Consider the following 11,100-nt stretch of genomic DNA (forward strand, 5'->3'; position numbering starts at 1 on the left):
CGCCGATGGACCGATTTCATGAGATGCAGGTGTTCTTGGCGGTGGCCGAGGAGGAGGGCTTCGCCGCCGCCGCCCGCCGCCTGAATACCTCACCGCCCAGCGTGACCCGGGCCATCGCCGCCATGGAGGCGCGCATCGGTACCCAATTGCTAGCGCGTACCACACGCAGCCTGCATTTGACGGAGGCCGGCCAGCGTTACCTGGAAGACTGCCGACGCATCCTGGCCGAACTGGATGAGGCCGAAGAGGCGGCGGCAGGCAGCTACTCCAGCCCTTGCGGGCATTTGACGGTGACCGCGCCGGTACTGTTCGGCGAGCGGTATGTGGCGCCGGTGCTGGGGGATTACCTGGATCGTTTTCCACTGGTGACGCTCAACGCGTTGCTGGTCGACCGTGTGGTGAACCTGGCCGATGAAGGTGTTGATGTGGCCGTACGCATCGGTCATCTGTACGAGCCGGGGCAACAGGCAATCAAAGTCGGCGAGGTACGCCGGGTGGTCTGTGCGGCGCCGGCCTTTCTCGATCTACACGGGCGGCCTCGGCATCCCGCCCAATTGCGTGACTTCAAGATCGTCACCTCGTCCGCCAGCCAACGGGTGCACGAGTGGGCGTTTGTCGACCAGGGCCAGCCGGTGACGGTGCCTATCGAACCGCGCCTGGTGGTCACGGCGAATAACGCGGCGATCAATCTGGCGTGCCTGGGCTGGGGCGCGACCCAGGTGTTGTCCTATCAAATCGCGGCGCAGGTGGCGGCGGGCGAGCTGGAGATTGTGCTGGAGGCGTTCGAACCGGCACCGCTGCCGATCCAGGTGGTGTTTCAGCAAAGTGCCCGCGTACCGGCCAAAGTCAGCACCTTTGTGGATTTCCTCAGCCAGCGGCTGGGTCAGGACGCCGCGCTGAACCCGGCGATGACGCGGCGCGGCTGATGGAGCGTTATCGCGATATGCAGCTGTTTGCCGCGTTGGCCGGGCACACGAGCCTGGCCGCGGCGGCACGGGCGACGCATGTCTCCGGGCCGACACTGGTGCGCGCGGTGGCGCGGTTGGAGACGCGGTTGCGCGTGCCGTTGCTGCTGCGCAGTACCCAGGGTGTGCGCTTGACCGACGCAGGCCAGGCCTACCTGGCCGATTGTGTGCGCTTGCTGGCGGCCGTGGACGCTGCTGAAGCTTCGGCCAAGGGCTTGCAGACTGAGGCTCAAGGCAACCTGCGGGTGTTTCTGCCGTTTCTGTTCAGCCGCTACGTGATGGCGCCGGTATTGGCCGCTTACATGGAGCGTTATCCCGACGTGCGCCTGAAAGCCTGCTATCACGATTACTACCCGAACCTGCATGAAGAAGGTCTGGATGTAGCGATCCTTGTCGGCCACTTGCCCAACTCGTCGCTGATCGCACGGTCGGTGGGGCAGGTGCGGCATATCCTGTGCGCCAGCCCCGACTACCTTGCAACCCACGGCGAACCCCAGCACCCGGAGGATCTCAAGCAGCATCGGCTGATAGCCGGAGGCGACCGGGTCGCTTGGGATTTTCACGGCTACCAGCTCAAGGCCCGTGCCCGCCTGGGTTGCACCACGGTGCAGGGCGCGATCAATGCCGCCGTGCATGGGGCGGGGCTGATCCGCTGCCTGAGTTACCCGGCGCACGAGCATTTGCGCAGTGGGCAGCTGCGTCGGGTATTGGCCGGTTACGAACAGCCGCCACTGCCCGTGCAGGTGGTGTATCGCGAAGGCCGCAACGCACCGATGCGCGTGCGCAGTTTTGTCGAGCACTGTGTGGCGCAGCTGCGTGAGCATCCGGCATTTCAGTGAGTGTAATAGTGGATTGCCTGACGTGGTTATTCGCACACGGGCTGTCAGGGCGCAGCATAGGGCTCTCCAGCATGAGGTGCTCAGCATGAACCCCATCGAACCATCCCTCCCGCAAACATCCCCCTGGCATGCCGGCGAACGATACCTGCAGGCAGCGGTCGGCGTGGCCGACCGCATGGCCGTGGTCGGGCCCAAGGTGATTCGCGATCACCTGCCGGAACAACACCGGGACTTCTATCCCTTGTTGCCGTACCTGGTACTGGGCGTGGTGGACGAGCAGGGCATTCCCTGGGCGACGATGCTTGAAGGCGCCCCTGGCTTTGCCCACTCGCCGGACCCGCAGACCTTGCAGATCGACAGCCTGCCATCCACAGGCGACCCGGCCCGCACGGCACTGCACGTCGGCGCCTCGGTCGGCCTACTGGGGATCGACCTCAACACCCGCCGCCGCAACCGCATGAACGGCCGAATCGAGGCGCTTGATCACGATGGCTTCTCGGTCGACGTCGTGCACACCTATGGCAACTGCCCCAAGTACATCCAGTTGCGCCCGGTCGACGCGATTGCACGTAAACCCGGCACGCAGGTTGAGCGTCTTGACGGCCTGGATGACGCGGCACAAATGATGATTCGCAGCGCCGACACCTTCTTCGTCGCCAGCTACGTCGAAGTGGACGGCCAGCGTTCGGTGGACGTTTCGCATCGGGGCGGTAACAGCGGTTTTGTGCGGGTCGAGGGCAACGTGCTGACCATCCCTGACTTTGCCGGCAACCTGTTCTTCAACACCCTGGGCAACCTACAGGTCAACCCGGTGGCGGGCCTGTTGTTCATCGACTTCGAGTCGGGAGAGGTGCTGCATCTGTCCGGGCGCACCTCGCTGATTCTGGAGGGGCCCGAAGTGGCCCGCTTCGAAGGCGCACAACGGTTATGGACGGTGACGGTGGAACAGGTGATACGTCGCCCGGCGGCACTGGCCTTGCGCTGGCAGTTCGCGGAGTTTTCGCCGTTCAGTCTGGCTATGGGAGCCTGGTAGGCGGCGACTGCTCGATGTCGCACACGATCTTCCACCCGCCGCTCCCACAAGGGGTCTGCTTCGATTGCCGGATTTGGGTCAGCCATAGGTGCTGGGAAGGAACCTCAATACCGAATCATCACCGACTTGAGCTCGGTGTAATCCTCGATAAATGCACTGCCAAACTCGCGGCCTACCCCCGAGGATCGATTCCCCCCAAACGGCACCGCCGGGTCGAGCAGTGTGTGCATATTCACCCACACCGTGCCCGCCTGGATGGCCGGTACCATGCGCAGGGCTTTGCCCAGGTCATGGGTCCACAGGCTGGCGCTGAGGCCGAAGGGGCTGTTGTTCATCAGGGCGAGCAGTTCGTCTTCGCTGTCGTAGGGCAGGAAGGTGGCGATAGGGCCGAAGGTTTCCTCATTGAGCAGGGTGTCGTTGATACTGTTGGCCAGGATCACCGTGGGTTCGACGTAGCAACCGGGGCGATCGAGCAGGGTGCCGCCATGGATGATCGTGTTGTGCTCTGCGCGGGCCTGGGTGAAGTAACCGAGCAGTTTGAGTTGGTGCTGGCGGTGGGTCACCGGGCCGAATTCGGTGCGTTCGTCCAGGGGCGAGCCGATGGTCAGGCGGCGCAGGCGCCGGCTGAGTTTTTCCAGTACCGCGTCGATCTGCGAGCGATGCACGAAGAAGCGTTCGGCCGCCGCGCAGATTTGCCCGGAGTGCAGAAACCCGGCCTCGATGATGCCTTCCACCGCTTTGTCCACGTCCACATCGGGCAGGAACCCGGCGGCGTTCTTGCCGCCCAGCTCCAGGGTCGTGCGGGTCAAGCCTGCCCCCATGGCGCTGCGGCCCACGGCGATGCCGGTGGGCACCGAGCCGGTGAACGACACCTTGTGGGTGCCGGGGTGCTCCACCAGGCCCTTGCCGACGTGGCCACCCCCGGTCAGCACATTGAGCACGCCTGCCGGCAACCCGGCTTCGATGGCCAGCTCAGCGATGCGCAGCAGGGTCAGCGGTGTGAATTCGCTGGGTTTGATGATGATGCTGCAACCGCACACCAGCGCCGAAGCGAGTTTCCAGATGGCGATCATGGTCGAGAAATTCCACGGCACTATGCCCACCACCACACCCACCGGTTCGCGCAGGGTGAAGGCGGTGTAGCGCTCGCCATTGAAGGAAGGCAGCGATGGCGTGATCGTCTGGCCGCTGATCTTGGTGGCCCAACCGGCGTAATAACGCAGGAAGTGCGCGGCCTGGTCGACCTCGAAGGCGCGCGCAATCTGGATGATCTTGCCTGACTGGCAGGTTTCGATCTGCGCCAGTTCTTCGCGGTTGTGTTCCAGCAGGTCGGCGAGTTTCAGCAACACATTGCCGCGTGTCGCCGGTGCGGTCTGGGACCACCGCGTAAAGCCGCGGGTGGCGGAGCTGACGGCGGCGTCGATATCCGCAAGGTCCGCGTCGGCAACCTGGGCGATGACCTGGCCGGTGGCAGGATTGGTCACGGCCAGTGTCTGGTCGGCATGGCTCGGCACGTTGATGCCGTCGATGAACAACCCATGGCGGCGACGCAGAAAAGCTTCGACCTGAGGCAGCAGCGGGATATCGCTCATGAAAGATTCCTGGCAGTTCACTGAGAAAAACCGAGGGTAACCAACGGCTATCGAGGTGGCTTGACTGTGCCTGCCAGGTTTTATGCCTGTGCCTGCCGAACTTGTGAAAAGTACAACCTTGCCTGTGGAACGTGCATTTTGCGCCTGGGCCATGCGGTCGATACTGGCCCTGCATCCAGCGTCGTTCCTCGATCCGGAGCGTGTGCCGGACCTCCAATAATAAGCAGGGCCATCCATGAAAAAGCCAAACCCGCTGCTCGAAGACCTCAAGCCCCTCCTGCCCGCCATCGCCGCGAATGCGGTGCGCGCTGAACAACTGCGCCAAGTGCCGGATGAAAATATCGCCTTGCTCAAAAGCATCGGCCTGCACCGTGCTTTTCAGCCCAAGGCATTTGGTGGCCTGGAGCTGTCGCTGCCCGAATTCGCCGACTGCATCGCCTTGCTCGCCGGCAGCTGCGCCAGCACCGCCTGGGCCATGAGCTTGCTGTGTACCCACAGTCACCAGTTGGCGCTGTTCTCGGCGAAGTTGCAGCAGGAGATCTGGGGCGAGAACCCGGATGCCACGGCCAGCAGCAGTATCGCGCCGTTCGGGCGGGTAACGGAGGGCGAGGGCGGTGTGTACTTCAGTGGCGAGATGGGCTGGAGCAGTGGCTGTGACCATGGCGAGTGGGCGATTGTCGGCTGCCGCCGCGAGAACGCCGAAGGCACCCAGGATTACTGCTTCGCGGTGCTGCCGCGCAGCGACTACCAGATCCGTGATGACTGGTACGCCGCCGGTATGAAAGGCAGCGGCACCAAGACCTTGCTCATCGACAACGCCTGGGTGCCCGAACACCGTATCCAGAAGGCCAAGGACATGATGGAAGGCAAATCCGCAGGTTTTGGTCTCTACCCCGACAGTCAGATTTTCTATGCACCGTATCGGCCGTACTTCGCCAGCGGTTTTTCCACCGTCAGCCTCGGCGTGGCCGAACGCATGCTGGAGGTGTTCCGTGAAAAAACCAAAAACCGCGTGCGCGCCTACACCGGTGCCGCAATGGGCACCGCCACCCCGGCGTTGATGCGCCTGGCCGAGTCCACGCACCAGGTGGCTGCTGCCCGCGCCTTCCTTGAAAAAACCTGGCAGGAGCATGCCGAACACAGCGCAGCGCAGCGTTACCCGAGCCGCGAAACCCTCGCGTTCTGGCGTACCAACCAAGCCTACGCAACTAAAATGTGCATTGAGGCAGTCGATCGCCTGTTTGCTGCGGCGGGGGGTAATGCCTGGTTTGAGCACAACGAAATGCAGCGCCTGTTCCGCGATTCCCATATGACCGGCGCCCATGCCTACACCGATTACGATGTCTGCGCGCAAATCCTCGGTCGTGAGCTGATGGGGCTTGCGCCGGACCCGAGCATGGTGTGACACGTTCTTCACTCATAACGATGAGGGTGCCCCCACGGGATGCGCCCGGGAGTCTTGCATGTCTGACAACTGCCTTTTCGACCCACGGGCCTTTCGCCGCGCCCTGGGCAACTTCGCCACCGGTGTGACCGTGGTCACCGCGGCCACCGCCTCCGGGCGCAAGGTCGGCGTGACCGCCAACAGTTTCAACTCGGTGTCCCTCGACCCACCGCTGGTGCTGTGGAGCATCGACAAACGTTCCAATAGCCATGAAGTGTTCGAGGAGGCCAGCCACTTCGCGGTGAATGTACTGGCGGCAGACCAGGTACACCTGTCCAATAATTTTGCGCGCCCCCGTGAAGACCGTTTTGCCCTGATCGAGTACGAACCGGGTGAGGGCGGTTCGCCGGTATTCGCCGATTGCAGTGCACGCTTTCACTGTGAGAAATACCAGCAGGTGGACGGCGGCGACCACTGGATCATGATCGGCAAGGTGGTGGCTTTCGATGACTTCGGCCGTGCGCCGCTGCTCTATCACCAAGGTGCTTATGCAGAAGTCCGGGCGCTGCGTCCGTGCGCGCCCGAGGAAGTTCAGAAGGGGACGGCGACCACCAACTGACTGTAGACATTGGTGCCGTTGCCACCGACCTGGTTGCCGCCGGTCTCTGCCCCCTTGTTGGGTTTATACAGGCCCAGCAGGGGGGTGATGATCAGGTGCTCGTTGACTGCCCACTCGGCGTACAGGTCCAGCTCGCGGCCATCCAGGTTGAGTTGGCCACGGGTGCTGACGGTGTTGTAGTCGAAAAACAGTGCGCCGAGGGTGACGTTGTCCAGCGGCTTGACCTTGAGTGCCACGTGTTGCACCGCCGTATTGGTGTTGTACGGCCCGGAATAGTTGCCCGCCACTTCGCCTTGTACCCAGGTGCCGTAGCCTCGGTTGAAGCCTGAGAACATACCGTCCCAGTTTTTCGAATAACGCGCGTAGCGATACGTCAGGTCGGGTGACCACGGCAGGTCGGCGAAGGTGTAGCCGGCTTCGGCGTAGCCGGCGTTTTCCTGGCTGTCGCGACGGTCCTGGCGGGCCAGTTCGAAGGCCAAATGTGCATGCTCGATACCGGCATTGCCGGTGCCGCGCAGGCTGTAGAGGTTCATGCCTTTGCGTTGGCGTTGTACATCGCTGGCGAAGCGTTCATCCACATCGATTCCGTGAAGATAGGTGAGCCCCAGGGTGCCCGGCGCGGCGCTGTATTCCAGGGTGCCGGCGGCCATTTCGGTCATGGCCTGGGCCGGGTTATCGGATTTGATCCACATCAGGCTGCCATGCACGCCCTCCTTGCCGCCCAGGCGGATCACGGCGGTCTTGTCGAAGGCATGGCGCGCCGCGATGTAGTAGGCGCCGCCCCGGTTGAACTCACCATCACCCGCGCCTTTGCCCAGGTTGGGCCCGTCGTCGTTGACGATAAAACCGTCGCCCAGGGTGATGACCTGTCGGCCGAACGACAGGTCCACGCCGTCTTTGCCCAGGGCCGGGAACAGGTCGCCGGAGCGCCAGCCGGCAAAGGCTTCGTCAAACTTGGTGGTGCGTTCCTGGCCGGTGGTGACGCCGGAGGCATCGCCGTCGCCCCAGGTACCGGAACTCACCAGGTTGGCAGTGCCATACACCCCGCCAAAGCTGCCCAGGCTCTGGTTCACGCTCAGGCCATACTTGATGAAAGCCTCTCGCCAGGTGGAACCGCCGCTGCGCCCGTCGTAGTTCTTCGGGCTGTTGAACATGCCGTACACGGCCAGGAAATTGCCGGTGACCTGGGTGTCGGCATCGGCGTACAACTCGATGGCGCAGGCTTTGCCCGCCAGCAGGGTGATGCCCAGCACGACCGCTTGGCGCAGGCGACGATTTTTCAGGGTGTGCTCCATTGTTATTGCCCCCATCTTGGTTAAGAGTGAGGGCGCATTAGGGCGAGCGCCGGGCGTTGAAGTCTTTCATTTGCGTGCCAGGGAATTGACCCTGGCCGCCAGACCCTGCGCCGTGGCAGGGAGCAACAAAACCGGCGGCACACAGGGGCAAGACGAGCAACTCGGGTGGGGCGCAGAGTGCCGATACATTAAAAAAAACCGTTTTCGAGGGCCCCACCATGTCGAGCAACGACCCACTCACCGCGCACCTCAACCGGGGTACGGTAGGTTTTCCCACCGCGTTGGCCAGCACCATCGGCCTGATCATGGCGAGCCCCGTGATACTCACCGCAACCATGGGGTTCGGCATCGGCGGCAGTGCGTTTGCCCTGGCGATGCTGATCGCGGTGGTCATGATGCTGGCCCAGGCGACCACCTTCGCCGAAGCCGCCGCGATCCTGCCCACCACCGGTTCGGTGTACGACTACATCAACTGCGGCATGGGGCGTTTTTTTGCGATCACCGGCACCTTGTCGGCCTACCTCATCGTGCATGTGTTCGCCGGCACCGCCGAGACCATCCTCTCCGGGGTCATGGCCTTGGTGAATTTCGAACACCTCAATACCCTGGCCGAATCCGCTGGCGGTTCATGGCTGCTCGGCGTGGGCTTCGTGATGGTCTTCGGCGTGCTGAATGCCTTCGGCGTCAGCGCGTTCGGCCGTGCGGAAATCATCCTCACCTTTGGCATGTGGACCACCCTGATGGTGTTCGGCGTGCTCGGCCTGATCGCCGCCCCGGCGGTGCAGTTGGACGGCTGGTTCGGCGCCTCATTGGTGGGCACGGACCTGATCACGGTGCTGTCACTGGTGGGCATGGCGATGTTCATGTTCGTCGGCTGCGAGTTCGTCACACCCCTGGCGCCGGACCTGCGCCAATCGGCCAGAGTGATGCCCCGTGCGATGATGCTGGGGCTGATGGGGGTGGCCACCTGCATGTTCATCTACGGTGCGGCGATGAAGCGCCAAGTGGAAAACGTGGTGCTGGATGCGGCGTCCGGCCTGCACCTGCTGGACACCCCCATGGCCATTCCCAAATTCGCCGAGCAGGTGATGGGGCAGGTCGGCCCACTGTGGCTGGGCATCGGCTTTCTGTTTGCCGGGGCGGCGACCATCAATACCCTGATGGCGGGTGTGCCGCGCATCCTCTACGGCATGGCGGTGGACGGTGCGCTGCCCAAGGTCTTCACCTACCTGCACCCGCGCTTCAAGACGCCGCTGCTGTGCATCCTGGTGGCGATGCTGATTCCCTGCCTGCACGCACTGTACCTGGGCGGTAACACCGACAACATCATGCACCTGGTACTGGCGGCGGTGTGTGCGTGGAGCTTTGCCTACCTGCTGGTGACGGTATCGGTGGTGATCCTGCGCATTCGTCGCCCGGATTTGCCGCGTGCCTACCGTTCGCCATGGTTTCCGTTGCCGCAGATCGTATCGAGTATCGGCATCCTGTTGGGCATGTGGTTTATCACACCGCCCGGCATGCACCCGGCGGACATTTATGTGCCATTTGGCGTGATGCTGGGCGTGACGGCGGCGTATGCATTGTTCTGGACCCTCGTGGTGCAGAAGGTCAACCCCTTCAAGCCGGCCTCCGTGGAGGAGGTGCTGGCCAAGGAATTCAGCAATGAACCGGGGCATCTCCATGACGGCTATGGCGACTTTGCGGCAAAAACTGTTTGAGCTGTTGCGCGCCGACCGCGCCCCGAGCGGCTATCGGCCAGGGGCGACCCTGGCGCATTTGCGACGCAATCTTGGGCTGGCCACACTCGAAGTGGACGGCTTCGCGTTTGAGATCGTCGAGCGCACCGAGGCGCAGCTGTTGATGCACTTGGTCATGACCGAATTTGTCCTGCAAGTCCCCGCTGGGGCAGGCGGCGCTGGGAGTTTCGAGGTGCAGCATGGTGGCGCGATTCGCCGCACTGGTCTTCGTGTGCGGCGCCGCTGCGGCGACCCGACACTGGGCCGTGAGTTGCAGGCGCGGTTGCAGGCCGACGAGGCGCTGTACCAGGCGCTGATGCCACTGGATTTCAAGCGCTTGCGCCTTGAACTGCGCGACCGGCAATGGACCGTGCGGCTGGAACATATGGGCGGCAGTGAAGTGGTCAATCGAATGCCGGCGTTTCGGCGTTATATCGCCCTGAGCCCGGTACAACGCGGGCATTTGCTCGCGACGTTGGCCGGGTTGCCACGCGTGTTATCGAACCTCTGATTGGCATCATTAGTGCTTCTGCAATGGCAGACAGGTTGTTGTTGCGCGTATATAGATAACATGTTAACTATTGCGCCAGAACAACAAAAAGAAGCCATTGCGGAGACACCCCATGAGCATCCCACAGCATGCACACGACGGACTCGACAGCTGGAACAGCGAACTGCGCGCTGCGTGCGGCCACTTCGATACCGAACTGGCCTTCAACCGCTCGCTGTTCATCGGCGAGATCCATAACCTGCCGCGTGGCCTGGCCATCCTGCGCACCAATGCTGGGCTGATCACGCGCCCGGCGCACCACGCCGACCACGATAATGACCAGGAGTGTTTCCTGGTCAGCCAGCGCAGCGGTTACTCGCAAATCGTCCAGAACGGCCAGACCCTGCAACTGGCCCCCGGCGAGATGCTGCTGATGGATTCGGTGGGCTCTATTGAAATCACCCCCTTCGGCCTGATTGAACATGCCTCGCTGTCCCTCGCGCGCGCCGAGGTCTGCAAACACGTGGGCGGTGATGCACGTGCCTTTGGCAAGATCTCCTCGACCAAGGCCTGTGGGCGCATGCTGCACGTGCTGATGGATCAACTGTGCAAGGACGACAGCGAAGACGGCGGGGGTGAAGTCGAGGCGTTGCAAGCGGCGTTCGTCTCGCTGCTGGGCTCGGCCCTGGAGCAGGGCGATGAGTGCTGCGAAGGCGTGGCGGCGCTGCACGGCAACAACCTGCGCAGCTATGTGCAGAAGGTGATTGATGAGTCACTCAGCCAGCCGGGCCTGAGCCCGATCGGCCTGGCCAATCGGCTCAACATTTCCGTGCGCCAGTTGTACCGGTTGTTTGAAGAACAGGATGACAGTGTCTGCCGTTATATCCAGCGGGCGCGGCTCAAGCGCAGTGCGGACGATTTGACCAACCCGTTCCTGCGCAGCGAGTCGATCACCTCGATTGCCTACAAGTGGGGCTTTACCGATTCGGCGCATTTCAGCCGATCGTTCAAGAAGCAGTTTGAGGTGTCGCCGAAGGATTTCAGATCAAGCCGGATGCAGGCGGTGGGAGCATAAAGACATTCGCCAAAACAAACTCGATCCCATGTGGGAGGGGGCTTGCTCCCGATAGCGGTGGATTAGTCAGTC

At 62.8% G+C, this 11,100-nt stretch carries 9 protein-coding genes and 1 pseudogene; 8 read left to right on the forward strand and 2 right to left on the reverse strand.

The genetic code is table 11. The annotated features are described in order from the left end of the window. Positions 1 to 5: 5 nt before the first annotated feature. From ACQRBT_RS18585 to ACQRBT_RS18595, 3 genes are all read left to right on the forward strand, one after another. Positions 6 to 926 carry a LysR family transcriptional regulator gene (locus ACQRBT_RS18585; protein ID WP_412046304.1) on the forward strand — a complete coding sequence of 307 codons (921 nt, stop codon included), beginning with the start codon at positions 6 to 8 and terminating at the stop codon, positions 924 to 926. Beyond that, complete coding sequence (locus ACQRBT_RS18590; protein ID WP_412046303.1) at positions 926 to 1,804, forward strand: LysR substrate-binding domain-containing protein; 879 nt, start codon at positions 926 to 928, stop codon at positions 1,802 to 1,804. Before ACQRBT_RS18585 ends, ACQRBT_RS18590 begins: the two co-directional genes overlap by 1 nt. Positions 1,805 to 1,889: 85 nt before the next feature. Next, positions 1,890 to 2,837, forward strand: coding sequence for a pyridoxamine 5'-phosphate oxidase family protein (locus ACQRBT_RS18595; RefSeq protein ID WP_412046302.1), 948 nt, complete (start codon positions 1,890 to 1,892; stop codon positions 2,835 to 2,837). 104 nt (positions 2,838 to 2,941) lie between these two features. On the opposite strand, the gene ACQRBT_RS18600 is transcribed toward ACQRBT_RS18595, so the two are convergent. Beyond that, the gene (locus ACQRBT_RS18600) at positions 2,942 to 4,429 is read right to left on the reverse strand and encodes an aldehyde dehydrogenase family protein (protein WP_060756858.1); all 1,488 of its coding nucleotides are present in this window, start codon (positions 4,427 to 4,429) and stop codon (positions 2,942 to 2,944) included. 235 nt (positions 4,430 to 4,664) lie between these two features. Between ACQRBT_RS18600 and ACQRBT_RS18605 the strand changes: the two genes are divergently transcribed. Beyond that, positions 4,665 to 5,834: a p-hydroxyphenylacetate 3-hydroxylase oxygenase component gene (locus ACQRBT_RS18605; protein WP_412046301.1), complete on the forward strand. Its 1,170-nt coding sequence runs from the start codon at positions 4,665 to 4,667 to the stop codon at positions 5,832 to 5,834. Positions 5,835 to 5,892: 58 nt separating this feature from the next. Beyond that, positions 5,893 to 6,372: pseudogene (locus ACQRBT_RS18610) on the forward strand (flavin reductase family protein); the annotation flags it as partial. Between the two features lie 32 nt (positions 6,373 to 6,404). On the opposite strand, the gene ACQRBT_RS18615 reads toward ACQRBT_RS18610, so the two are convergent. Further along, positions 6,405 to 7,727, reverse strand: coding sequence for a hypothetical protein (locus tag ACQRBT_RS18615; protein ID WP_412046300.1), 1,323 nt, complete (start codon positions 7,725 to 7,727; stop codon positions 6,405 to 6,407). Between the two features lie 218 nt (positions 7,728 to 7,945). Between ACQRBT_RS18615 and ACQRBT_RS18620 the strand changes: the two genes are divergently transcribed. The 3 genes from ACQRBT_RS18620 to feaR all read left to right on the forward strand — a co-directional run bounded on the left by ACQRBT_RS18620 (position 7,946) and on the right by feaR (position 11,028). Next, positions 7,946 to 9,445, forward strand: coding sequence for an APC family permease (locus tag ACQRBT_RS18620; protein WP_060756854.1), 1,500 nt, complete (start codon positions 7,946 to 7,948; stop codon positions 9,443 to 9,445). After that, positions 9,408 to 9,974 carry a DUF3156 family protein gene (locus tag ACQRBT_RS18625; RefSeq protein WP_412046513.1) on the forward strand — a complete coding sequence of 189 codons (567 nt, stop codon included), beginning with the start codon at positions 9,408 to 9,410 and terminating at the stop codon, positions 9,972 to 9,974. Before ACQRBT_RS18620 ends, ACQRBT_RS18625 begins: the two co-directional genes overlap by 38 nt. 112 nt (positions 9,975 to 10,086) lie before the next feature. Next, positions 10,087 to 11,028 (forward strand): transcriptional regulator FeaR, encoded by a 942-nt coding sequence (gene feaR, locus ACQRBT_RS18630; protein ID WP_244385463.1) that lies wholly within the window; start codon positions 10,087 to 10,089, stop codon positions 11,026 to 11,028. Positions 11,029 to 11,100: the final 72 nt, after the last annotated feature.

Source organism: Pseudomonas sp. R19M, from assembly GCF_050312585.1.
Classification (GTDB): domain Bacteria; phylum Pseudomonadota; class Gammaproteobacteria; order Pseudomonadales; family Pseudomonadaceae; genus Aquipseudomonas; species Aquipseudomonas palleroniana.

Coding starts and splice junctions, on each gene's coding strand:
- ACQRBT_RS18625 (WP_412046513.1), top strand. CDS start 9,408: ATGACGGCTATGGCGACTTTGCGGCAAAAACTGTTTGAGCTGTTGCGC.
- ACQRBT_RS18615 (WP_412046300.1), bottom strand. CDS start 7,727: ATGGAGCACACCCTGAAAAATCGTCGCCTGCGCCAAGCGGTCGTGCTG.
- ACQRBT_RS18605 (WP_412046301.1), top strand. CDS start 4,665: ATGAAAAAGCCAAACCCGCTGCTCGAAGACCTCAAGCCCCTCCTGCCC.
- ACQRBT_RS18620 (WP_060756854.1), top strand. CDS start 7,946: ATGTCGAGCAACGACCCACTCACCGCGCACCTCAACCGGGGTACGGTA.
- feaR (WP_244385463.1), top strand. CDS start 10,087: ATGAGCATCCCACAGCATGCACACGACGGACTCGACAGCTGGAACAGC.
- ACQRBT_RS18585 (WP_412046304.1), top strand. CDS start 6: ATGGACCGATTTCATGAGATGCAGGTGTTCTTGGCGGTGGCCGAGGAG.
- ACQRBT_RS18600 (WP_060756858.1), bottom strand. CDS start 4,429: ATGAGCGATATCCCGCTGCTGCCTCAGGTCGAAGCTTTTCTGCGTCGC.
- ACQRBT_RS18595 (WP_412046302.1), top strand. CDS start 1,890: ATGAACCCCATCGAACCATCCCTCCCGCAAACATCCCCCTGGCATGCC.
- ACQRBT_RS18590 (WP_412046303.1), top strand. CDS start 926: ATGGAGCGTTATCGCGATATGCAGCTGTTTGCCGCGTTGGCCGGGCAC.